The sequence below is a fragment of the Pseudoduganella sp. R-31 genome, assembly GCF_049913235.1.
Taxonomy (GTDB): domain Bacteria; phylum Pseudomonadota; class Gammaproteobacteria; order Burkholderiales; family Burkholderiaceae_D; genus Rugamonas.
On the sequence record NZ_CP183986.1, the window covers coordinates 582,387 to 606,046 of the forward strand.

Annotated in this window: 19 protein-coding genes and 1 tRNA gene; 15 read left to right on the forward strand and 5 right to left on the reverse strand. The window is 63.0% G+C overall.

Annotation, left to right across the window (positions count from 1 at the left end; translation table 11 throughout):
- Window positions 1-90 precede the first annotated feature (90 nt).
- Window positions 91-2,103, forward strand: coding sequence for a M13 family metallopeptidase (locus ACN9MY_RS02690; protein ID WP_426320344.1), 2,013 nt, complete (start codon window positions 91-93; stop codon window positions 2,101-2,103).
- Window positions 2,104-2,288: 185 nt separating this feature from the next.
- Here the strand turns inward: ACN9MY_RS02690 and ACN9MY_RS02695 are convergent, their stop codons facing one another.
- Window positions 2,289-2,831 carry a c-type cytochrome gene (locus ACN9MY_RS02695; RefSeq protein WP_426167225.1) on the reverse strand — a complete coding sequence of 181 codons (543 nt, stop codon included), beginning with the start codon at window positions 2,829-2,831 and terminating at the stop codon, window positions 2,289-2,291.
- A gap of 152 nt (window positions 2,832-2,983) precedes the next feature.
- Here ACN9MY_RS02695 and ACN9MY_RS02700 point away from each other — a divergent pair.
- Window positions 2,984-3,059: transfer RNA gene (locus tag ACN9MY_RS02700), tRNA-Arg, on the forward strand.
- Window positions 3,060-3,074: 15 nt separating this feature from the next.
- Here ACN9MY_RS02700 and ACN9MY_RS02705 read toward each other — a convergent pair.
- Window positions 3,075-3,740, reverse strand: coding sequence for a tetratricopeptide repeat protein (locus tag ACN9MY_RS02705; protein WP_426167227.1), 666 nt, complete (start codon window positions 3,738-3,740; stop codon window positions 3,075-3,077).
- A 50-nt stretch (window positions 3,741-3,790) separates the two neighbouring features.
- Window positions 3,791-4,555: a helix-turn-helix transcriptional regulator gene (locus ACN9MY_RS02710; protein WP_426167229.1), complete on the reverse strand. Its 765-nt coding sequence runs from the start codon at window positions 4,553-4,555 to the stop codon at window positions 3,791-3,793.
- 84 nt (window positions 4,556-4,639) lie between these two features.
- On the opposite strand from ACN9MY_RS02710, the gene ACN9MY_RS02715 reads away from it, so the two are divergent.
- From ACN9MY_RS02715 to ACN9MY_RS02740, 6 genes are all read left to right on the forward strand, one after another.
- Complete coding sequence (locus tag ACN9MY_RS02715) at window positions 4,640-5,065, forward strand: VOC family protein (RefSeq protein ID WP_426167231.1); 426 nt, start codon at window positions 4,640-4,642, stop codon at window positions 5,063-5,065.
- 208 nt (window positions 5,066-5,273) lie between these two features.
- A complete protein-coding gene (locus tag ACN9MY_RS02720) occupies window positions 5,274-6,233 on the forward strand; it encodes a polysaccharide deacetylase family protein (RefSeq protein ID WP_426320348.1) in 960 nt (319 codons plus the stop codon).
- The gene (locus ACN9MY_RS02725) at window positions 6,230-7,180 is read left to right on the forward strand and encodes a GNAT family N-acetyltransferase (RefSeq protein ID WP_426167235.1); all 951 of its coding nucleotides are present in this window, start codon (window positions 6,230-6,232) and stop codon (window positions 7,178-7,180) included. Before ACN9MY_RS02720 ends, ACN9MY_RS02725 begins: the two co-directional genes overlap by 4 nt.
- The gene (locus ACN9MY_RS02730) at window positions 7,177-7,731 is read left to right on the forward strand and encodes a GNAT family N-acetyltransferase (RefSeq protein ID WP_426320350.1); all 555 of its coding nucleotides are present in this window, start codon (window positions 7,177-7,179) and stop codon (window positions 7,729-7,731) included. The genes ACN9MY_RS02725 and ACN9MY_RS02730 overlap by 4 nt, the downstream gene beginning before the upstream one ends.
- Before the next feature lie 60 nt (window positions 7,732-7,791).
- The gene (locus tag ACN9MY_RS02735; RefSeq protein WP_426167239.1) at window positions 7,792-8,781 is read left to right on the forward strand and encodes an acyltransferase family protein; all 990 of its coding nucleotides are present in this window, start codon (window positions 7,792-7,794) and stop codon (window positions 8,779-8,781) included.
- Window positions 8,782-8,847: 66 nt separating this feature from the next.
- On the forward strand, window positions 8,848-9,834 hold the full coding sequence (locus ACN9MY_RS02740; RefSeq protein WP_426320352.1) for an acyltransferase family protein: 987 nt from the start codon (window positions 8,848-8,850) through the stop codon (window positions 9,832-9,834).
- Here ACN9MY_RS02740 and ACN9MY_RS02745 read toward each other — a convergent pair.
- Together ACN9MY_RS02745 and ACN9MY_RS02750 are read right to left on the reverse strand one after the other, a co-directional pair.
- On the reverse strand, window positions 9,831-10,754 hold the full coding sequence (locus ACN9MY_RS02745; protein WP_426167243.1) for an AAC(3) family N-acetyltransferase: 924 nt from the start codon (window positions 10,752-10,754) through the stop codon (window positions 9,831-9,833). The two genes, ACN9MY_RS02740 and ACN9MY_RS02745, sit on opposite strands and share 4 nt — an antisense overlap.
- Window positions 10,747-11,940 carry a hypothetical protein gene (locus ACN9MY_RS02750; protein ID WP_426320354.1) on the reverse strand — a complete coding sequence of 398 codons (1,194 nt, stop codon included), beginning with the start codon at window positions 11,938-11,940 and terminating at the stop codon, window positions 10,747-10,749. Before ACN9MY_RS02750 ends, ACN9MY_RS02745 begins: the two co-directional genes overlap by 8 nt.
- Before the next feature lie 215 nt (window positions 11,941-12,155).
- Here ACN9MY_RS02750 and ACN9MY_RS02755 point away from each other — a divergent pair, with 215 nt between their 5' ends.
- From ACN9MY_RS02755 to prsK, 7 genes are all read left to right on the forward strand, one after another.
- Window positions 12,156-13,598: a lipopolysaccharide biosynthesis protein gene (locus ACN9MY_RS02755; protein WP_426320356.1), complete on the forward strand. Its 1,443-nt coding sequence runs from the start codon at window positions 12,156-12,158 to the stop codon at window positions 13,596-13,598.
- A 195-nt stretch (window positions 13,599-13,793) separates the two neighbouring features.
- The gene (locus ACN9MY_RS02760; protein WP_426320358.1) at window positions 13,794-15,401 is read left to right on the forward strand and encodes a methyl-accepting chemotaxis protein; all 1,608 of its coding nucleotides are present in this window, start codon (window positions 13,794-13,796) and stop codon (window positions 15,399-15,401) included.
- A 123-nt stretch (window positions 15,402-15,524) separates the two neighbouring features.
- Window positions 15,525-17,429 carry an asparagine synthase (glutamine-hydrolyzing) gene (gene asnB / locus ACN9MY_RS02765; protein WP_426167251.1) on the forward strand — a complete coding sequence of 635 codons (1,905 nt, stop codon included), beginning with the start codon at window positions 15,525-15,527 and terminating at the stop codon, window positions 17,427-17,429.
- A 319-nt stretch (window positions 17,430-17,748) separates the two neighbouring features.
- Window positions 17,749-19,038, forward strand: a complete 1,290-nt coding sequence (locus ACN9MY_RS02770) for a nucleotide sugar dehydrogenase (protein ID WP_426167253.1) — start codon at window positions 17,749-17,751, stop codon at window positions 19,036-19,038.
- Window positions 19,039-19,070: 32 nt separating this feature from the next.
- Window positions 19,071-20,126, forward strand: a complete 1,056-nt coding sequence (locus ACN9MY_RS02775) for an SDR family oxidoreductase (protein ID WP_426167255.1) — start codon at window positions 19,071-19,073, stop codon at window positions 20,124-20,126.
- 69 nt (window positions 20,127-20,195) lie between these two features.
- Complete coding sequence (locus ACN9MY_RS02780) at window positions 20,196-21,599, forward strand: TIGR03013 family XrtA/PEP-CTERM system glycosyltransferase (RefSeq protein ID WP_426167257.1); 1,404 nt, start codon at window positions 20,196-20,198, stop codon at window positions 21,597-21,599.
- A gap of 15 nt (window positions 21,600-21,614) precedes the next feature.
- Window positions 21,615-23,651: an XrtA/PEP-CTERM system histidine kinase PrsK gene (gene prsK / locus ACN9MY_RS02785; RefSeq protein WP_426167259.1), complete on the forward strand. Its 2,037-nt coding sequence runs from the start codon at window positions 21,615-21,617 to the stop codon at window positions 23,649-23,651.
- Window positions 23,652-23,660 lie beyond the last annotated feature (9 nt).

The window sequence follows — 23,660 nt, forward strand, 5'->3', positions numbered from 1 at the left end:
CGCAGGGTCAGACACTGGCCCCGCGACTGCCATGTTTCGGGTGTCAGACCCTGAGGGTCTGACACCGGTTTACCGGTTCTAAAGGACCCCATGAAAAAACACCTCCTCGCCGCCGCCGCTGCAGCGCTGTTGGCAACAATGGCCAGCGCCGCCGACAAATCCGGCATCGAACTCCAATACGTCGACCCCGCCATCCGCGCCCAGGACGACTTCTTCAAGCACCTGAACGGCAAATGGCTGGCCACCGCCGAAATCCCCGCCGAAATGTCCAGCTGGGGCGTCTTCGAAAAACTGTTCGAAGACATCCAGCCGCAACTGCGCAAGATCATTGAAGACAGCGCCCAAAGCGCCGACACCGCCGACAAGAAACGCATCGGCGACTTCTACGCCGCCTTCATGGACGAAGCCCGCCTGGAACAACTGGGCGTAGCCCCCATCCAGCCCGAACTGGCCCGCATCGCTGCCCTGAGCGACAAGAAGGAACTGCCAGCCCTGTTCGCGTACCACAACCGCCGCAACTTCGCGGCGCCAATGGACATCGGCATCCACCAGGACAACAAGGACTCCACCAAATACGTGGTGGACTTCGTGCAATCCGGCCTGGGCATGCCAGACCGCGACTACTACCTGAAAAAAGACGACGCCAAGATGGCTGAAACGCTGGCCAAATACCGGGCCACCGTCGAAAAAATGCTGGCGCTGGCCGGCGACACCAACGCCGCCGCCAACGCCAAAGCCATCGTCGCCTTCGAAACCAGGATCGCACAACTGCACTGGACCAAGGTCGAGCTGCGCGACCCGGTCAAGGCCTACAACAAGGTGCCGGTCGCCAAGCTGGGCGAACTGATGCCGCACTATGACTGGAACGCCTACCTGACCGGCCTGGGCATCGCCGGCAAGGTCGAATACGTGATCGTCAGCCAGCCAAGCTACCTGAAAGCGCTGGACAAGCTGCTGGCCGAAACCGCGCTCGACACCCTCAAGCCCTACTTCGCCTGGAACGTCATCCGCGCCAACGCACCGTTCCTGTCCAACGACTTCGTCGAAACCAACTTCGAGTTCTACGGCAAGCAACTGGGCGGCGCCACCGAGAATCGCCCACGCTGGAAGCGCGGCGTCACCGCCACCGAAAACGCGCTTGGCGAAAGCATCGGCAAGGTCTACGTCGAGCAGCACTTCCCGGCCGCCAACAAGGCGCGTATGGAAGAACTGGTGAAGAACCTGCTGGCGGCCTACAAGGACAGCATCGACAAGCTGCCCTGGATGAGCGCCAAGACCAAGAACGAAGCGCAGGCCAAGCTCGCCAAGTTCACGCCGAAAATCGGCTACCCGAACAAATGGCGCGACTATAGCGCGCTGACCATCGACCGCAACGACCTGGTTGGCAACGTGAATCGCGCCACCGAGTTCGCAGTGCAGAAGGAACTGGACAAGCTAGGCAAGCCAATCGACCGCGACGAATGGGGCATGACGCCGCAAACCGTCAACGCCTACTACAACCCTGAACTGAACGAGATCGTATTCCCTGCCGCCATCCTGCAGCCGCCGTTCTTCGACGCCAACGCCGACGACGCAGTGAACTACGGCGCCATCGGCGCCGTGATCGGCCACGAGATTTCGCATGGTTTCGACGACCAGGGCGCGCAATACGACGGCGACGGCAACCTGCGCGACTGGTGGACCAAGCGCGATCACGCCAACTTCAAGGCCAAGACGCAGATGCTGGTCAAGCAGTATGGCGCCTTCAGCCCGGTCAAAGGCTACAAAGTGAACGGCGAGCTGACGCTGGGCGAGAACATCGCCGACAACTCCGGCCTGGCGATTGCGTACAAGGCCTACAAGCTGTCGCTGGGCGGCAAGCCAGCGCCGCTGATCGACGGCTTTACTGGCGAACAGCGCTTCTACCAAGGCTGGGCGCAGGCATGGCGCGCCAAGTCGCGTGACGCGGCGCTGATCCGCCAGGTCACCACCGACCCGCACTCGCCCGAAGAATTCCGCGCCAACGGCAGCCTGCGCAACCAGCCGGGCTTCTACGACGCGTTCGGAGTGAAGAAAGGCGACAAGATGTACCTCGCACCGAAAGAGCGCGTAATTATCTGGTAAACCGATAGAGCGGGTCAGGTTATGCGCTTTTGACTTTCGCAACAAGTCAAAAGCCTTAAACCAACACCATCAGCCACAGCACAGACGGGGTCTGACCCTGTGGGTCAGACCCAGGTTTACCGGTTCAAAAAGGCAAAAAAAAACCGCTCCAATCGAGCGGTTTTTTTAAACGCGGGAGAAAGAGCTCAGCCCTTGCCAGGCTCCGCAGCCGGCGCCTCAGCAGCCGGAGCAGCCTGCTTCACCTCAGGCTCCTTGAACTTGCCACCAGACTTATTCGCCATGAACACAACAGCGCGCGCCACTTCCACATCATCCAGGTCCGGGTTGCCGCCCTTGGCAGGCATCGCACGCAGGCCTTCCAGAGCGTGCTTCACAACAGTGTCATAACCCTGAGCAATACGAGCACCCCAAGCGCCGTTATCGCCGACCTTAGGTGCACCAGCAGCGCCCGAAGCGTGGCAAGCTGCGCAAGTCGCAGTGTAAACAGCCTCGCCGGTCTGCAGCACTTTAGGCGCGTTGACATCCTTCAGGGTAAAGCCGTTATCCGCAACAGGCTTCAGGCGAGCAGCAACAGCTTCCGCGCTCTGGCTTTCCGAACCCGCGCCAGTCAGTTTTTCCTGGGTCACAAACTGCACCAGCAAAACGATGCCAATGATGGTAACAGCGAAGAAACCTACAACGGCAGCGACCAGCTGCTTTGGCGTTCTGATAGCGGATTCGTGGCTCATGATTTCCTTAGGACAGTTTTCGAAAGCTGCTGGAGGGTTATCTTTTTGGCATTTTTAACGCCGCGCCCTCGTCAAACCTGCGATTATAGACGGAAACCCCTAGCTATGGAATGGATTTCCGGCTATCCTTCGTGTCTCTTCAGCATCAGCAAGCGGCTGTAGCTCAGTGGATAGAGTATCGGCCTCCGAAGCCGAGGGTCGTGGGTTCGATCCCCGCCAGCCGCGCCAATTTCCCCGCATTTTTCATGCCCATTTGTGATGGGAACCATAACTTCGCCGTTTGGCAAAGTTATGCGTCCAATCGCCGGCTGCCCGCAAGTACCAGCGCGCCGCTTCCTCCTCGTTTTTCGCGACACTGTCTCCCCGTTCAAACCAATTCGCGATCATCAATGGCGCCATCGCATCATTCAGCTGATATGCAAGGGTTGCATACTCAATAGCACTTGCCATATCGATTGATCCGAACTGGCCAGTTTGATACATCACGGCGAGTTGAGTTGCAGCGAAACCAAAGCCGAGTTTGGCTGAACTCAGGTAGTGCGCCCGCGCTTGATCAAGGTGCACAGGTAGGCCTATCCCTCGCTGGTAAAAGGCCCCCATTTCAAAGTGTCCAAGGGCACTTTCGCAAGCCACCGCCATGGCTGCCCACTCAAGCGCCTTTTCAGCCGACCTTGATTGGCCGAGACCTGCCAAACTAAAGCGGGAACATATGCACATTGCAAACGGAGAACCCGCTTCGGCTCCCTTGCGGAATATTTCATAGTTGTTCTGCGCTGTAGCGCGATCCCATTTCGTTTTGTCTTGCAAACAAATATCGATCCACAAGGGGTCGAGCAACTCGCTTTGCACGGCGAAGCCAAGTGTAGGGTCGACGTTTCGCAGTACTGATTGCAGGGTCGCGTAATCCATAAATTTCGTGAATATCGGCCGGCGGTGGAGCCAAGGCCAACGTGGCAACGCTATGCGCTCAACCTGGTTGTCTCGGCAACCAGTGTATGCAGTGGACCCAAAGAGGGGGGCCGAGCTACTGATTCCTCGTCCAACCTGGTCAGATAACTGCGTAACAGCGCGGCGCGGTGTGGACGGAAGCTGATACCTGCAGTAGCCACCGTCGTAATCCTGTCCACGCGAAAAATGCGAAAGTCATCCCGCAGGCAGCAGCGCGCCAGCACCACAAGCATCCGATCCAAATACACGATCGCCAATGGCCAGATGGTGCGATGGGTCGCAATGCCATTGCCTGCGACGTAAGCGATCTCCAACGCCTCCTCGCGCCAGCATGCTTTGCGTATCAGGTCCATGTCAATGTTATCCGGATCAACCAGCTTTGCCTGGTCATCGAAGCGGTGCGCGCGCGATACCGCATGCAGCACATGCTGTTGCCCTGCCGATGGCAGCGTTGCCGCTACCTTGCTCAGCACCGCATCAGCTGCCGCGGCAAGTGCCGGGTCGCCCATCTGCCGGACTTGCGCCAGCCCCAACGTCAGGGCCTCGATCTCGATGCGGGAGAAGGTGCGCGGCCGCAGGCTGCCATCGTCGACCAGGGTATAGCCGAACCCCGGCTCGCCTTCGATGTCGGCTCCGCCTGCGCGCAAGGTCTCGATATCGCGGTAGACCGAACGCACCGATACCCCGGTTTCGCGTGCCAATTGTTCGCCCGTGACGGGCGTGGACAGCGTGCGCAATGCTTGTAATAGAAGGAAAAGTCGTTCGGATCGGGACATTTGCCACTGACAGAAATTGGCAGGAGGGGTGCTTATAGTATCACCGTAGCAAACCAACCCTTAAACCGATTGAAAGAGTCCCGTATGTCCATCCGTACCGTAATTCACTTGAATTTCCAGGGCAAAGCTCGCGCCGCGCTGCAGTTCTACGCCGATGTATTCAAAGGTGAGCAGACGTTTGTCACCTATTCCCAAGCCGGCCGGGCCCAGGATGCCGCCGATCCAGAGCACATCGTGTGGGGCCAGGTCACAGGTGAAGACGGCATCGCGCTGATGGCTTACGACGTGCAGGCTGGTCTCGACTGGCATCCCGGCGACAAGGCCTTTTTTGTTTCGCTGCGCGGCGACAAGCCCGACGCCATCCGCAGCCTGTGGGAAGGCTTGGCCGCGGACGCCGAAGTCATGCACGCGCTGGCTCCAAGCCAATGGTCGCCGCTGTACGGCATGCTGCGCGACCGATTTGGTGTGACCTGGGTTGTGGACGTGTCTGTCCCATGGCCTTCGGCGTAACTGAGGCCGTAGCGCCGGCGCCTGCAAGCCTGGCGGACCGGGACATGCTGAAACTGTGCGTAAGCATTCTGGTGACATTACAGTTGCGTCCTGCCGATAACGCCTCCATTGCAAGAAATAATTGATGTTCGCTACAAGCCTGGGTTGCGCCGCCCTTGGTCAATCGTTAATATTGTGTAAATTTTGTTAACCAGAAGCTGGCGCGCGCATGCTGGATGTATTGATTACTGTCGATGTGGAGATCTGGTGCGATGGCTGGCAAGACATCGATGCCCGCTTTCCGGACGCCTTCCGTCGCTACATCCATGGCCCCACGGCAGGCGGTGACTACGGCTTGCCTTACCAGCTTAAAGTGCTGTCCGACCATGGCCTGAAGGGCGTGTTCTTTGTCGAACCGCTGTTCGCCGCCCGCTTCGGCCTCCAGCCGCTGGCGGAAATCGCCGGTATGATCGAGGCGGCCGGCCACGAAGTGCAGTTGCACCTGCATACCGAATGGGTGGACGAGGCGCGTGAGCCGCTGCTGCCATCGGTGGCCGGCAAACGCCAGCACCTGCGCTACTTCTCCCTCGACGAACAGACCATCCTGATCCGCAAGGGCAAGGCCATGCTGGAGCAGGCCGGGGCTACGAACGTGAACGCTTTCCGCGCCGGCAGCTTCGGCTTCAACCGCGACAGCCTGCGTGCGCTGGCCGCCAATGGCCTGCCGTTTGACAGCAGTTACAACGCCACCTTGATGGGGCCGGACAGCGGCGTCATGCCTGGCACCCTGATGACCGATCCGGCCAGCTGCGACGGCGTAACGGAATATCCGATGACGGTGTACCGTGATGGCCGCGGCTTGCGCCACGCGCAACTGACCTCCTGCTCGTCGGCGGAGCTGGAAGGCTTGCTGTGGCAAGCGCTGGAGCAGGGCCGCCAAGCGTTCGTCCTCCTTTCGCACGGCTTCGAGCTGCTGAATACGGCCAAGACCCGCAGCGACCCCGTGGTGGTGCAGCGCTTCCGCCGCCTCTGCCAATTCCTGGAGCAGCACAGTGACAGTTTCCGCACCGCCGGCTTTGCCGGCCGCCAGCAAGCCGTGCCAGGCATCCAGCATGGCCCGCTGACTTCCCCATTTCACCGCACTGGCATGCGCATGGTGGAACAGGCTTACCGCCGGAGGTATGGATGAGCCGCTGGGAATTGCGCCAGGTCCCGTTCAGGTTCCAGCTCAGCGACCTGACCCTGGCCAGCTATGCGCTTCCGCTGCAGGTGCGTCCGGAAAAGCTGGGCGCCCCGCTGCGGCAATCGCAATCGCTGCACGCCCCCGTGCAGGAGTTGCTGCCCGGTAGCCAGGGCTTCGTTGAACGCGGCGTTCCGCTTGACGAGCAGGCGCCGCCGTTCCGCAAGGCCGGCGACTACCTGTGCTACGTGCCGCAGCATTACCGCCATTGCTTCATCGACCTTGGGATGGGCTTTGCAGCCTATCAGGCCAAGTTCTCCTCCAAGACCCGCGCCACCATTGTGCGCAAGGTGCGCAAGTTCGCCGAACAGACGGGCGGTGAACTGCGCTGGAAGAGCTACCGAACGCCGGAAGAAATCGACGCTTTCCTGCAACTGGCCTTGCCGCTGTCGCGCCGTACCTACCAGGATCGCCTGCTCGATGCCGGCCTGCCGGCCAGCGAATCGTTCCGCCAGCAGGCGCGCGCCTGGGCTGCCGATGACCAGGCGCGCGCCTACCTGCTGTTCGATGGAGAACGTGCCGTGTCCTACTTGTTCTGCCCGGCCAGCGATGGTGTGCTGAGCTACTCCTACCAGGGTTACGACCCCGAGTACATGAAGATGTCCGTCGGCACCGTGCTGCAATGGCTGGCGCTGGAAGATTTGTTTAACGAAGGCAAGTTCCGCTACTTCGACTTCACCGAGGGCGAAACCGAGCACAAGCGCCTGTTTGCGACTGAGCAGCGCTTGTGCGCGAATATCTTCCTGGTGCGCCGCAGCCTGGCCAACAGCCTGCTGCTGCGCGCGCATTTCGCGATGAACCTGCTGTCGGGGTGGCTGGGCCGCATGGTTGAGCGCTTCGGGCTGAAGGCGCGCTTGAAGCGCATGCTGCGTTTTGGCCGGGTTGCGGCCGTATGAAAGCGCTGCTCAAGCAACTGGCCCGGGCGGTGCTGGGTGATTATTCCATCTACCGCGTGCTGCAACGTCGTGCCAGCGCAGGGCCGGCGCCGATGCCGCCGCAGGCAGCGGGTTTTGTGATCGGCCCGGTGCAGCGTGCCGAAATCGAGGCGTCGCCCGATCCGGTCATGCGCGAACAAGCCTTTTACGCAGGCGAGGGCGCACGTGCCTACGCCTGCCGCGATGGCGGCCAGATCGTCGGCCTGTGCTTCTACTGGTATGGTGAGCGCTACCTTCCGCGCGGCTTCTGGCCCTTGCAGGACAAGCAGGCCAAGCTGGTACAGATCATTACCGCGCCCGCCATGCGCGGGCGCAAGGTGGCGCCGGCATTGATCGCCGCCTCGGGCGCCGATATGGCGGCGCAAGGTTTTGACTGCCTGTTTGCGCGGGTGTGGCATAACAACCACCCATCCTTGCGCGCCTTTGCCGCGGCCGGCTGGACCCGCTGCGCCCTGGTAGTGGAACTCAATCCCTTGCGCCGGGCCCGGCCTTGGCGCCTGCGCTTCCCTTAAGATGGCCCAGCGTGTGAATTTCATGCAAGAATACGAACTCGACCATCGGGGTGCAGCGACATGATGAACAAACCGAACCTTGACCTGCTGCGTGCGGTCGCCGTGCTGTTCGTGCTGTTCTCGCATGTCTTCCGCACCGCATACGGCCAGGCTACGCCAGCTTCGTACGCGATGGGGCAGCTGGGCGTGATGATTTTCTTCGTGCATACCAGCCTGGTGCTGATGCAGTCGCTGGAGCGCCAGGATGCAAGCGGCACGGCCTTGTTCAAGCGCTTCTATATCCAGCGCATCTGCCGTATTTATCCCTTGTCGATGACCCTGGTGCTCGGCGTCTATTTCCTGATGGACCAGCACTGGACGTATTACGAATTGTTCACCAACCTGGCGCTGGTGCAGAACCTGACGTACACGCGGCTGATGAGCGACCCGCTGTGGTCGCTGCCGCTGGAAGTCCAGATGTATTTCATGCTGCCTTTCCTGTTCGTCTTCTTCCGCAACAGGCCGATCAAATGGCTGTTTGCATTCTGGCTGCTTTCGTTGCCGGTGGGGCTGCTGCCGCCCATCGTATCGCCGCGCTTTAATGTGTTGTCCTACGTCCCTTGCTTCCTGGGTGGGGTGATCGCCTGGCGCCTGGGCGACAGGGAGCGGCTGCCGGCCTGGCTATGGCCGCTGGCTTTGGGCCTTGCCAGCCTGGCCTACATCCTGTTTGCCGAGACGCGCACGCATTACTATTCGCGTTGGGCAGTCTGCCTGGCGCTGGGTCTCACGATCCCCTGGGTGCGCCAGCTGGGCACGCCTGTCCTGAATGGCGTCAGCAAAACCATCGCCAAGTACAGCTATGGCATCTACCTGTTCCATTATCCGATGCTGGCCCTGTGTTTCGATACGCTGGCCGGTTGGCATCCGGTGCTGCAGTGGAGCCTGTTCTGGGCCATGATGGTGGTCTTGCCTTACCTTGGCTACCATTTGATCGAACACCCGATGATCAAGCTGGGCGCGGCCTGGCGCGAACGCAAGGAACTCGGCGCGCGCCAGCTTACCGGCGCATGACCTAGCGCAAACCCCGGGCTCCGATCGTGGTGCAGACTGAAGTTCCTGCACCACGCGTCCGGAGCCATGATGTTCAAGCCGAACCTTGATTTCCTGCGTGCGCTTGCCGTGCTGCTGGTCTTGACGGCGCATATCGCCGGCTACACCATCCGCACCAATCCTGTTTCGTTCGCCCTGGGCCAGCTGGGCGTCATGCTGTTCTTTGTGCACACCAGCCTGGTGCTCATGCAGTCGCTGGAGCGCCAGCAACTGGACGGGGCGGCCCTGTTGCGGGCCTTCTACCTGCAGCGCGCCTGTCGCATCTATCCACTGGCAGCCGTCCTGCTGCTGGGCATCTACTTCTTCATGGATGCGCAATGGACGCCGTTTGAGCTGGCGGCCAACCTGCTGCTGGTCCAGAACCTAGTGTATGCGCGCTATATGTCGGTCGTGTTATGGACGCTGTGCCTGGAAGTGCAGATGTACCTGCTGCTGCCGCTCCTGTTCCTGCTGTTCCGGCGGCGGCCGCTGCGCTGGCTGGTGGCGCTGTGGCTGGTGTCGATTCCGCTGGCCCTGCTGCAGCCGCTGGTGACCGCGCGCCTCAGCCTGTTCGAGTTTGCGCCCTGTTTCCTGGCCGGGGTACTGGCCTGGCGCATGCAGGGCAGGGAGCGCTTGCCGGGCTGGCTGTGGCCGCCGTTGCTGGCGCTGGCATGCGCGGCGTTTGTCGCCTATGCGGAGCCGCGCGCCAACAACTACGGGCGCTGGCTGGTGTGCCTGGCGGTGGGGCTGGCGATCCCCTGGCTGCGCGAGATGTCGGCGCCGCGCCTGAACCGTGCCAGCAAGTTCATCGCCAAGTACAGTTATGGCATCTACCTGTTCCACCCGCCGCTGATGGGACTGGCGTTTCGCACGCTCGATGCGCTCCATCCCTTCTGGCAATGGAGCCTTTTCCTGTCCTTGCTGGTGCTGTTCACCGGCTTGGGCTATCACCTGGTCGAACTGCCGATGATCAGGCTCGGCGCGCGCTGGAGTGCACGCCGGGCTGGCGCCGCGATGGCGGCCCCGGCAGCCTAGGCCAGCGGCCGCGCTGCCAGTTGTTCCGGCGTGGAGTAGATGGTCAGGTTCTCGCCGGCGAGCCGCTGCAGGTGGTCGAAGAAGCCGCGCGCAGGAATCCACCACGATGGCGCTTCGCCGACCTGGCCGGCATGCAGCAGGCCGGCGCGCTTGAATTCGGCCATGAAATACTGGCGCAAGTCCTCGCGCGAGCGATGGTCGATGCGGCGTTGCGCCAGCTCGGGGTCGAAGGGGCGCAGGGGCACGTCGCTACGCTGCCCGGCCTGGTCGATGCATGGCAGGCGGAAAGTCTCCGCGCCCCATACCGGCACCGGGAAGGCGTCGCCCATGGCATCTTCCAGCACGTGGTAGAAGGTGACCGGGCCCATCGAAATGCCGAGGCCCAGCACCTTGGCATTATCGAGGCCGACAAAGCGCTGCCACGGCGAGCCTTCGCCGAACACCGATGGCGCGCGGTGGTGGGCTTCGGTCAGGTAGGCCGCATGGCGGCCCCAGGCGGAAACCGAATGCGTCGGGTGCACGCTGCGCGCGATGCCCGCGCTGGCCAGGAAGGCTTCCGGCAGGCGGCCCATATTGGTGCCGTGCTTGCGCACGTCGAACACATAATCCTTCATTTCGCAGGTGCCGCGGATCGAGCCGCCCGGCATGTAATAGGTCGGCAGCACCAGCGTGCCGTCCGGGCCGACCGCTTCCTGCAGTGCTTGCACCACGGTGGCGGCGCCGCCTTCCACATAGCCCAGGCTTTTCAGCGAGGAGTGGATGAAGACGGCGTCGCCCTTGGCAATGCCGAGCCTTGCCAGCCCTGCCACCAGCTCGTCGCGGCTGACGTGGCGCTGGCTCTGCTTGACTTCGCGGGCGCTGCTGCGCCGGCGCAGCTTTTCCAGCACGGCCTTGGCCAGGCGCTTGGCCTGCTTAAGCATTGCGGGCTTTCAGCAAGTCCTGTTCCAGCAGGTTGGCGTCGATGCAGAACTTGGCGGCCCAGTTCAGGAATTCGTATTCGCCGTAGGCGCCGTCGACCGGGAACGCGCCCTTGACCGCGCCGCGCGTCTCCTTCGGGCCGTCGACCTTGATGGTGCGGCGCACATAGTGGGTCAGCCGGCGGCCGGCGTCGAAATAGCGCTCCTCGCCAGTGAGCTGGTATAGCAGGAACAGGCAATGCGCATTCTGCACCGAGCCGGTCAGGCAGGCCCAGGTGGCGGCAGGGCGCCATTGGCTGTCCAGGCGGCCCGGCAGGAAGCCGTCGGGCCCGACGACTTCGAGCAAGGCGCTGCCGGTGCGCACGGCGGCTTGCAGCAGTTCGGGGCGTTTCGACAGCAGGTAGCCTTCCAGCACCCCGCGCAGCACATAGCCGATGGTGTGGCTCAGCGGATGGACCGGGTCGTTCAGGCAATTCGAGGCAAACCAGCCGTTGGGCTGCTGCTTGCCCAGCGCCCATGCCACCTGGCGCAGGCCGGCCTCGCCATAGCCGTGGCCCGGCGCCACGCGCTCGGCTTCGAACAGGCCCCAGGCGACATGGGTCTCATAAGCTTTTTCGCCCGGCTTGGCGAACGGCGTTGCATGCTTGCGCCAGCAGCCGTCTTCATCCAGCGAATCGCGCAGCCAGGCGGCGGCGCGATGCATGGCGTCCAGGTAGCTGGCATCGCCATATTCCCTGGCGCCGGCCGCCAGCCCGAGCAGGATCTGGCCGGTATTGAAGGTGACCGGCACGCGCGGGTTGGAATCGATGCGCCCGCCCTGGAAGCCGCCTTCGGCAAACTGGATCGCGACGAACCAGTCCAGCATGCGGCGCGCGCGCTGGTGCAATTCGGCGCTGCCCTGGCGGCGCGCCAGTTCGATCACGGTCGGCACGATGTAGCCGGTGGTTTCGGGGTAGGAAGTGGCCCAGCCCTTGACCAGGCTGAAGTCGCGCGCCACGCCGCCGTCGGCGGAGGCGGAATGGTCCTGGGCCGCGCCCAGCCAGTCGGTACAGGCGGCGATGACCGCCTCGATGCCCGGATCATGGGCCGGCAAGCCGCGCCGGTCGGCCTCGCGCTCGGCCACGGCGCCCAGCGGCAGCGGCGCCTCGGGGGTGAATTTGTTCTTGATCGAGCGCAGGAGCTGGAGCATTTGATTCCCGTTAAATGTTGTCAATTGACCATCATGATCATGCCAGCCGAGGGGGCGACTGTCAATTTCACGATTGCCGCGATCATATCATTAAGATAATATGCTGGACGTTTTGGCAATCCCGCACCGGACAGCCGCGCTTGCGGCACCGGGTTCGCTCCCTTATCCTGATTGCAATTCCTTTCCCTGCCTCGCCATGATTGCCTCGACTACCGATGAAATTCCAAACTGAGCTGGCGCGTGGCGTGAAGTGGGTGGCAGGGGCCAAGCTGGGCTCGCAACTGATTACCTGGGGCGTGACGATCTTCGTCATGCGCCTGCTGGCGCCTTCCGATTACGGCTTGCTGGCCATGTGCACCGTCGTGCTGGGCCTGCTTGGCATGTTTGCCGAGGTGGGCCTGGGCCCGGCCCTGATCCAGCGCAAGGAGATCAGCGAACAGGACCTGCGGCAAGCCATGGGCGTGGTCTGGCTGGTCAACCTCGTGCTTTTCCTGCTGACCAATGCATTGGCGCCGCTGGTGGCCGCCTTCTACGGTGAAGTGCGGCTGCAGCCGCTATTGCATGTGCTGTCCGTGCAATTCCTGCTGCTGCCGCTGGCGATTATTCCCGATGTGCGCTTGCAGCGCCGCCTGGAGTACAAGCAGCGTTCGCTGGTCGAACTGAGTGCCGCCCTGGTCGGCTCGCAAGCGACGCTGTTCATGGCACTGTCTGGCGCCGGCGTGTGGTCGCTGGTGGCCGGCATGCTGGCCACCCAGACCTGGCGCATGGGGGCGCTGAACTGGTGCGCGCCCGGCCAGCCGCGGCCGGACTGGTCCCTGGCAGGGATGGGCAAATTGCTCGGCTTTGGCGGCAGCCTGACCGCCACCCGCCTGTTGTGGTACAGCTTCATGCAGGCCGACGTGGCCATCGTCGGCCGCGTGCTGGGCGACCAAGCGCTGGGCTGGTACTCGGTCTCGATGCACCTGGCTTCGCTGCCGGTGCAGCGCATGGCAGGCATCCTGAACCAGGTGCTGTTCCCCATCCTGTCGCGCACCCAGCACGACTTGCCGGCCATCCGCGCCGGCGTGCTGCAGCTGCTGGGCTATATCAGCCTGCTGTCCTTTCCCATCCTGTGGGGCATGGCCAGCGTGGCGCCGGAACTGGTGAGCGTGGTGCTCGGCAAGGGCTGGGAAGGCGCCGTGCTGCCGCTGCAGGTGCTGTGCCTGATCATGCCCTTCCGCACCCTGGCCCAGATGCTGCCGACCGTCACCGATGCGCTCGGCCAGCCGGGCATCAATTTCCGCAATGTGCTGCTGTCCTGCATCGTGATGCCGCCCGCCTTCTACCTCGGCACGCGTTGGGGCATCCAGGGCGTGGCCTATGCCTGGCTGCTGGCCTACCCGGTGGTGCTCTTCATCAATATGCGCAGCATGCTGGCCGCCATCGGCGTCGGGGCGGAGGCGGTGGCGCGCCGCACCGGGCCGGCGCTGTTGTGCGCTGCCCTGATGTTCGGCGCCGTCACCCTGTTGCGTACACCGCTGGCGGCACAGGCGCGCGCCTGGGCCCTGGTGGCCGAAGTACTGGGCGGCATGCTGGCCTATGGCCTGGCCAGCCTGCTCTTCAACCGCAGCATGGTGGCCGAGGTACGCGGCGTGCTGCGCCGTCGCAGCCCGGCGTGATGGCAAATACGCCACAGCAGCTCATTGAATTTTCCTATTACAATTTTTGGTGAGTTTCCGCAGCGCATCATCTTCCTATACTTGACTGCATGATATGGCCAGGGACGCCCGCTTGCGTCCCGCCAGGCCATGCGGACCCCCGCTCCCGGTTCGTGCCAATTCTCCCCTGTAGATTGCCGAACAAGGAGCACTGCCATGCGCCTCAACACCCCTGTCACCAGCCAGGAGTTCATCCTGGACGACGGCAAGACCATCGTCTCGACCACGGACCTGAAGGGCAAGATCACCTACGCCAATCCCTACTTCATCGAAGTCAGCGGCTTTACTGAAGAGGAGCTGATCGGCGCGCCGCAGAATGTCCTGCGCCATCCGGACATGCCGGCCGAGGCGTTTGCCGACCTGTGGGCCACCATCAGGGCCGGCATGCCGTGGAGCGGCATGGTCAAGAACCGCTGCAAGAACGGCGACTTCTACTGGGTGTACGCCAACGTGACGCCGGTGATCGAGGCCGGCCGCCCGGTCGGCTATATGTCGGTGCGCAGCAAGCCCAGCCGCGAACAGGTGGCGCAGGCCGACCATCTTTACCGCGAACTGCGCGAAGGCAATCCGCGCCGCCTGCGCCTGGAACGCGGCCGCCTGCGCCGGCCGGGCTGGCGCCACTGGGCCGGCCGCTTGCGCGAGCTCTCGCTGGCCAGGCTGATCGGCATCGGCATGGGTGCGCTGAGCGGCTTCCTGGCCCTGCTCGCCGTGTCCGGCGCGGTGCAGGGCGCTCCGCTGTGGATGACGCTCGCCAATGCCGCCTTCAGCGTCTTCACGCTGGCCTTCTGGTATGCGCTGCAGCGCGCCATCGTGCAGCCGCTGCGCCAGGCGACGGGCTTTGCGCGCAAGATGGCCGGCGGCGACCTGACCGGTGTCCTCGAGATCGGCGCCGACAATGAAATGGGGCAGTTGCTGGCAGCGCTGCGCCAGACCAATGTCAACCTGCACAGCATCATCGGCGATGTGCGCAGCAACTTCGACGAGATCCAGACAGCCACCAGCGAAATCGCCAGCGGCAACCTCGACCTGTCCGGCCGTACCGAATCGCAGGCTTCGAGCTTGCAACAGACGGCGGCCAGCATGGAGCAGCTGACCAGCAATGTGCAGCAGAGCGCGGCCAGCGTGCACAGCGCCAATGAACTGGCCGGCCAGGCTTCCAGCGTGGCTGCAGCCGGCGGCTCCATCGTCTCGCAAGTGGTGCAGACGATGGACGACATCAGCCAGTCGTCGCGCAGGATCCTCGACATTATCGGCATGATCGACAGCATTGCCTTCCAGACCAATATCCTGGCCCTGAATGCCGCCGTGGAAGCGGCCCGCGCCGGCGAGCATGGCAAGGGCTTTGCCGTGGTCGCCACCGAAGTGCGCAGCCTGGCCCAGCGTTCGGCCACGGCCGCCAAGGAGGTCAAGCAGCTGATCGACAGTTCGATCGCGAAAGTCGACGCCGGCGCCAGGCTGACCAGCAACGCCGGCGCCACCATGAGCGAAGTGATCGAGTCGGTCGGCCGCGTTACCCGCGTCATGGACGAAATCCACCATGCCACCCAGGAGCAGAGCCGCGGCATCGGCCAGGTCAACCAGGCCGTGGTGCATATCGACGGCATCACGCAGCAGAATGCCGCCCTGGTCGAGCAAGCGGCAGCGGCTGCCAGCAGCCTGGCGCGCCAGGCCGAATGGGTGGCACAAGCCATTGCCGTGTTCAAGCTGAAACAGATCGCGGCGCGCAGCGCGTCCACGCCGCACGCGACCCTCATCCTGCAATAGTAAAAAGAAAACTATGTTTCCTCTTTGATATTGACGTTTATTGTGGGTAATATATGATAACTGCCGGTAATCACAACATTTGCCTGCTCCGAAGCTGGGCGTGTCCTTGCGAAAGAGTTGACTATGTGTGGACTGGTAGCAGTGCTCAACACCAACGGCCGTCCTGCCGAGCTGGCTCTGCTGAAGCGGATGAGCGACCTGATCTGGCATCGCGGGCCGGATGACGAAGGCCATTACCTGGCCGGGCCGCTTGGCTTTGGTTTCCGGCGCCTGGCCATCCTGGACCTGTCCCTGGCCGGCCACCAGCCGATGAGCTTGCCCGATGCCAGCCTGACCATCGTCTTCAACGGCGAAATCTACAACTACCTCGAATTGCGGCGCGAGCTGGAGGGCCTGGGCCACCAGTTCCGCTCCCGCAGCGATACCGAAGTCCTGCTGCACGCCTACCAGCAGTGGGGCCAGCAATGCCTGTCGCGCCTGAACGGCATGTGGGCCTTCCTGATCCATGACCGGCGCCGCAACCATGTGTTCGGCGCCCGCGACCGCTTCGGCATCAAGCCCCTGTACCGCTACCAGGACAGCTCGCAGGTGATGTTCGCCTCGGAAATCAAGGCCATTCGCGACTCGGGCCGCGTCAGCGTGGAGACCAACTGGCAGGTGGCGGCCGATTTCCTGGTGCATGGGGCGCAGGCGCTGGACTCCGGCCAGGCGTCGTTCTACCAGCAGATTCTCCCGGTCGGGGCCGGCTGTGCCTTCGAACTGGGCCTGGACGGCAGCTACCGCGAGTGGAGCTACTGGAGCGTGGCGCAGATCGCGCCGCGCCATGTGGCCGACCCGGCCGGCGAGTACGCAGCCCTGTTCGAAGATGCCATGCGCCTGCATATGCGCAGCGACGTGCCGGTTGCCGTGCACCTGTCGGGCGGCCTCGATTCCAGCGCCATCCTGTGCGAGGCGGCGCGCATCCGTGCCGCCGACGGCGCCAGCGACCCGCTGCGCACCTTCAGCTTCATGGACGAGGACTTTGACGAGCGCCGCTACATCGACGCCACGCTGGCCGAGACCGGCGCCCTCATGGAACCGCTGCATGCGAACGCGCGCCAGATCTGGGACGATTTGCCGCAACTGCTCTGGCACCAGGACGAACCGGTGCATTCGATGGCGGCGGCGGTCAGCTTCCAGCTCATGAAGCAGACCGCCGCGCGCGGCGTCAAGGTCGTGCTGAACGGGCAGGGCGCCGACGAGACGGCAGCCGGTTACCCGGCATTTTTCCGCCATTACTGGCACAGCCTGATGCGCGCCGGCCGGCCACTCCAGGCCTGGAACGAGATGGCTGCCTTTGTGCGCCACCACGGCGGCGCCACCGGCCGGCATTTCCGCGCCCAGCTCGAATTGGGCCTGCGCAACGCGCTCTCTGCGCTGCCGCCCTACCGCGCACTGGCGCTGCGGCGTGCCGGTGCTGCCGCCGGCGCCAGTCCGTGGCTGCAGCCGGAGCTGTGCCGCCATGCCCTGCCGCAGCCGGCGGCGCGCGACCAGCGCCTGCCGGCCACGCTCAGCAACGCGGTCACGGTGGCGCCCCTGCCGCTGTTCCTGCGGGTGGAAGACCGCAACGCCAGCGCCCATTCGATCGAAGGACGGGTGCCCTTCCTCGACTACCGCCTAGTGGAATTGCTGTTCCAGTTGCCGGACGAGTGGCATATGCGCGGCCACTGGAACAAGTACGTGCAGCGCGAGGCCCTGCGCGGCCGGATTCCCGAGCTGGTGCGCACGCGCGTCGACAAGATGGGCTTCCCGGTGCCATCGCGCCGCTGGCTGTGCGGCGCCATGTATGAAATGGCGCGCGACCTGCTCGCCAGCCGGGCCGCGCGCGAACGCGGCATCTACAACGTGCCGGCCTTGCTGCAAAAACTCGACCGCATGAAGGCCGACGAGGCCGAGCCTGCCATCCCGCTGTTCGATATCGTCGAGTTCGAACTGTGGTGCCGCATGGAAGCGCCCCAGTCCAGGCTGCAGTCCCGGATCGCGGCCTGAGCGCAGCCTGGGCTGTCGCGGAAAAGCCTTTGCCGAGGGGTAACTCGCATAAAGGCTGTGACAGGCGGGCCATCGTGGTGTAAAATTGACAATGAATGCCACAATTGCAATAAAGTTGACGGCCAAGTCAATGCTGACCGTGGCGCCGATCCAACTGTTCCACAAAGAAATGTTAAATGCGCGCAGAGCGAAAGCGACTGCATGCGGCCGGTTTTCCCCTGGAAATCGGGCGTTCATTGTGAACCCAGCATTGTAGTTGGCAGGCAGCTGTTATATGGTTAGCATAAGTGTAATAAGTAATTCTGATCAGGAACTAAACATGGATGACACAAAGGTAGTTGCTGTAGTTGGCCTCGGCTATGTCGGCCTGCCGCTGGCTGTTGAGTTCGGCAAGAAACGCAAGACTATCGGTTTTGACCTGTCGCAGTCCAAGATCGAGAATTACCGCCAGTTCTGCGATCCGACCGGCGAAGTGTCGGAAGCGGAATTGCGCGAAGCGACCCGGTTGCACGTGACCTACGATCCGGCCGCCCTGGCCGAAGCCGATTACATCGTGGTGGCCGTGCCGACCCCGGTCGACAATGCCCATTCGCCCGATTTCAGCCCGCTGGTCGGCGCCTCGACCACGGTCGGCAAGTACATGAAGAAGGGCGCCATCGTCGTGTACGAATCGACGGTCTACCCGGGCGCCACCGAAGAAGTCTGCATCCCCGTGCTGGAAAAGCATTCCGGCCTGAAATGGCCGCAAGATTTCAATGTCGGCTACTCCCCTGAACGTATCAATCCAGGCGACAAGCAGCACCGCCTGACCACCATCCTGAAGGTGGTTTCGGGAGATAATCCTGCAACGCTCGAAGAGGTTGCTAAACTATATGAATCGATAGTGACGGCTGGGGTATACCGGGCTTCCAGCGTGAAAGTTGCGGAAGCGGCCAAGGTGATCGAAAATACACAGCGCGACCTGAATATCGCGCTGATGAACGAGCTGGCAATCATCTTCGACAAGATCGGCATCGATACGCTGGAAGTGCTGCAGGCGGCTGGCACCAAGTGGAATTTCCTGCCTTTCCGTCCCGGCCTGGTTGGCGGCCACTGCATCGGCGTCGATCCTTACTACCTGACCCACAAGGCCGACATGATCGGCTACCACCCGCAGGTGATCCTGGCGGGGCGCCGCATCAACGACGGCATGGCCAAGTTCGTGGCCGAGAAGACCGTCAAGCAGATGATCGCGGCGGGCTGCCACATCAAGGGCGCGAAAGTGAACGTGCTGGGCCTGACCTTCAAGGAAAACTGCCCGGACTTGCGCAATTCGAAGGTGGCGGACGTGGTGTTTGAACTGAAGTCGTATGGCCTGGACGTGCATGTGCACGACCCGGTAGCCGATTCGGAAGAATCGGTGCACGAATATGGTATTCGCCTGGAAAGCTGGGACAGCCTGCCGCAAGCCGATGCGGTGGTGGCGGCAGTGTCGCACAAGGAATTGCTGGCGCTGTCGCTGGCCGACCTGTCGGCCAAGCTGAACCCGGGCGGCGTCTTCATCGACGTGAAATCGGCATTCAATATGGCAGGCCTGGAAGAAGCTGGATACAGCGTCTGGCGCCTGTAAGAAAAATATCAGGGAAGCCTGGGAGGGCTGTAGTGGGCAAGTTTGACGACGTGCGGCTGCACTTGCGTGGCCAGCGATACCATTGGCTGGTGACGGGTGCCGCCGGATTCATCGGCTCCAACCTGGTGGAGGCGCTGCTCAAGCTCGGCCAGCAGGTCACGGGCCTGGACAACTTCGCCACCGGCCACCAGCACAACCTGGACCAGGTGCGCGAAGCGGTCGGTTCCGCGGCCTGGGCTTCGTTTACCTTTATCGAAGGCGATATCCGCGACCTGGCGACCTGCCAGCAAGCCTGCGCCGGCAAAGCGGGTTTGCCGATTAATTTCGTCCTGCACCAGGCCGCACTGGGGTCGGTCAGCCGCTCGATCGACGATCCGCTGCTGACCCACGGCACCAATGTGACCGGTTTCCTGAACATGCTGGTGGCGGCGCGCGACGCGAAAGTGAAGCGCTTCGTCTACGCCGCGTCCAGTTCCACTTACGGCGACCATCCCGCGCTGCCGAAAGTGGAAGACACCATCGGCCGGCCGCTGTCGCCCTATGCCGTCACCAAGTATGCCAATGAACTGTACGCCGATGTCTTCGCGCGCACCTATGGCATGGAAACCATCGGCCTGCGCTACTTCAATGTGTTCGGGCCGCGCCAGGATCCGGAAGGCGCCTATGCGGCAGTGATACCGCAGTGGGTGTCGGCCCTGATCCGCAACCGTCCCCTGTTCATCAACGGCGACGGCGAAACCAGCCGCGATTTCTGCTTCATCGACAACGTGGTGCAAGCGAACCTGCTGGCAGCCATGGCCGACAAGCCGGGCGCTGCCAACCAGGTGTACAACGTCGCGCTCAATGAGCGCACCAGCCTCAACCAACTGTACCTGATGATGCGCGAGCTGCTGCAGGAGCGTTTCCCGCACCTGCTCCAGCACCAGGCGCAATACCAGGAATTCCGGGCCGGCGACGTGCGCCATTCGCAGGCCGATATCACCAAGGCGCGCGAGCTTTTGGGGTTCGATCCATCGCACCGTATCGGCGAGGGGTTGAAGGAGGCCATGGATTGGTATGTCCGCCACCTGGCCCCGCAAGACAGTTAACGAGACATGGCCGGAAGGCTCCGCGCGCTTTCACGGCCGGCATGCGCAGCAAAGCGGGAGGGAATAAAAATGCTAAGAATTTCCAATCACTACATTTCCAAGGTTGTCTTCAGCCTGCTTTTCCTGGAGGTGTTGATCCTGATTGGCTCGTTCTACGCTGGTGCTGGCCTGCGTTTTTTCGACGGTGACCAGTTCGCCATACCGAAGCTCGACCACTTCTTCATGTCGGCCTGCATTTTTGCGGCCGCCATCGTGTTCAGCATGTCTGCGCTGGGCATGTACCAGATCAATTTCCAGGAAGGCTTGCGCAATCCCTTCTTCCTGCAATTGATGCCTTCCTTCGCCATGGGCTTTTGCATCCTGACCCTGGTGTTCTACCTGGCGCCCGACCTGTATTTCGGGCGCGGCATCCTGGTGCTGGTGTTCATCATTTCCGGCGCCGGCATCCTGCTGGCGCGCGCCATGTTCATGAAGACATCGCGCACGCATTTCCTTGCCACCCGCATCATCTTCCTCGGCGGCGGCGCCCTGGCCAAGGAATGCGGCGAGCTGGCCACGCGCGAGACCAACTACCGCCGCTACGACGTGGCCGGCTATGTCGCGGTGCCCTCGGAAGAAATCTGCGTGGCGCAGAACCAGCTGCTGCGCCTGCCTGAGGGCGGTTCGCTGGTAGCGCTGGCAAACGCCCAGCGCGTATCGGAAATCGTGGTCTCGGTGCAGAACCGCCGCGGCGGCGCCTTCCCGATCAAGGAACTGCTCGAATGCAAGCTGTATGGCATCCAGGTCACCGATGCCGCCACCTTCTTCGAGCGCGAAACCTACCAGATCCGCGTGGAATCGGTGCAGCCTTCCTGGCTGGTGTTCGGCGGCGGCTTCGACCAGAGCTTCATGCGCACCTTCATGAAGCGCGCGGTGGATGTGCTGGCCAGCGTATCGCTGCTGGTGGTGTCCCTGCCGGTCATGATCCTGACCGCGATTGCCATCGTGATCGAGGATGGCGCGCCGATCTTCTATTCGCAGGAAAGGGTGGGCATGGATGGCCGCGTGTTCCGCGTCCTGAAATTCCGCAGCATGTTCAAGAACGCGGAAAAGAACGGCACGCCGCAGTGGGCCGCCAAGAACGACCCGCGCATCACGCGCGTGGGCAATATCATCCGCAAGCTGCGTATTGACGAACTGCCGCAGATCCTCAATGTGCTGAAGGGCGAGATGTCCTTCGTCGGCCCGCGCCCCGAGCGTCCTTACTTCGTCGAGCAACTGACGGAGCGCGTGCCTTATTACAATGTGCGCCACAGCATCAAGCCAGGCATCACCGGCTGGGCCCAGGTGCGCTATGGCTATGGCGATACGGTCGAAGACGCGCTGCAGAAACTGCAGTACGACCTGTACTACGTCAAGAACAACAGCCTGCTGCTCGACGTGCTGGTCCTGATCGATACCATCAAGGTGGTCATGTTCAGGGGAGGCCGTTAAGGACATGGAGGCCTGATGCCGACCAGTATCACCGCCTTCAGTTACGCCAGCGCTGCGCTGGCGTTTCTGTTATTTAGCGTGCTGGTCCTGACCGGCTGGCGCCAGCGCCCGGACCAGCGACCGCACCAGCGCGTGCTGGCCACGGCCTCGCTGCTGACCGTGCTGTGGGGTGCGGTGATGGCCAGCGCCACCGTGGTGCCGTGGGCGCCGTGGGTGCTGCACGGCGCCGAATGGCTGCGCAATGCGGCCTGGACGGCCGTGCTGCTGGCCATGCTGGGCCTGTGGCAGCGCGGTGCGCGCACCTTCCAGGCCAGCCTCGCCGTGTATGGCGCCATGCTGCTGGCCAGCCTGCTGGCGCAGCAACTGCCGGCCGGCCTGGGCTTCCACGTGCTGGCCATCGGCCGCCTTGGCATGGCGGTGCTGGGCATGCTGCTGGTGGAGCAGCTCTACCGCGACCGCAGCGTGCAGGTGCGGTGGGCCATGAAATTCATCTGCCTCGGCCTGGGTGCGCTGTTTGCCTACGATTTCTACCTGTACAGCGATATGCTGCTGCTGCGCGAACTCGATCCCGAGCTGTGGGCGGCGCGCGGCCTGGTCAATGCGCTGATCGTACCGCTGCTGGCGATTTCCCTGTTGCGGCGCGCCTCCTGGCCGGCCCAGCTGGCCGTCTCGCGCCGCGTGGCCTTCCATTCGGCGGCGCTGCTGGGCTCGGCAGTCTACCTGCTGGCGATGAGCATGGCCGCCTACTACCTGCGTTTCGTGGGCGGCTCCTGGGGCGGCCTGATGCAGCTGGCCTTCCTGTTTGGCGCCACCTTCCTGCTGGCGGGCGTGCTGTTTTCGGGGTCCTTCCGCGCCTGGCTGAAAGTGTTCATCAGCAAGCATTTCTACCGCTACAACTACGATTACCGCGAAGAGTGGCTGGCGTTTACCCGCACCCTGTCGGCTACCGGACCCAACCTGGGCGAGCGCACCATTTCCGCCCTGGCCGAGCTGGTGGAGAGCCAGGGCGGCGCCCTGTGGATACGCCGCGAACAGCGCTTCGAACCGCTGGCCTCCTGGCATGTGCAGGCCCAGCAGGCGAGCGAGCCGGCCGATTCGGCGTTCTGCCGATTAATGGAAAGCAAGCAATGGCTGGTGGAAGTCGCCGCCCACGACTTGCACGATCCGGAAGTGCCGTTGCCGGCCTGGCTGCTGGCCTTCCCCAAGGCCTGGCTGGTGGTGCCGCTCCTGCTGCAGGGCCGGCTGGCCGGCTTCGTGGTGTTGATGGCCTCGCGCAGCGAAGTCAAGCTCAACTGGGAAGTGCTGGATCTGCTGAAGATTGCCGGCACCCAGGCCGCCTCCTACCTGGCCCAGCAGGAGGCCGACAATGCCCTGATGCTGGCGCGCCAGTTCGACTCGTTCAACCGCCTGTCCACCTTCGTGGTGCACGACCTGAAGAACCTGGTGGCGCAGCTGTCGCTGCTGACCGCCAATGCGGAAAAACATGCCGACAATCCCGAGTTCCAACGCGATATGATGGAGACCGTGACCCTGTCGGTGCAAAAAATGAAACTGATGCTGCAAAAGCTCAGCCGTACCGCTTCCCCCGAGCGCGCCGTGCCGCAAGACCTCGGCACCTTGCTGGCGCAGGCCGTGGCGCTGAAGGCCGCCTTCGAGCCCAAGCCGTCGCTGCAGCTGGCCGATGCCGGCCTGAAAGTGCTGGCCGAAGGCGAACGCCTGGAAAGGGTGCTGGGCCACCTGATCCAGAACGCCATCGAAGCCACGCCGCGCGACGGCAAGGTGTGCGTGCGCCTGGCGCGCGAGGGCGACAGCGTGCTGGTGGAAGTGGCCGACACCGGCAGCGGCATGAGCGAAGAGTTCATCCGCGAGCGCCTGTTCAAGCCCTTCGATTCGACCAAGTCGGCCGGCATGGGCATCGGCGCCTTCGAAAGCCGGGAATACATCCACCAGCTGGGGGGAACGCTGCAGGTGCGCAGCACGCCGGAACAAGGCACCACATTCACGGTCAGCCTGCCGCTGTACCGCCAGCAAACCATTGAACAAGCCGCCTGAAGGCGCGAG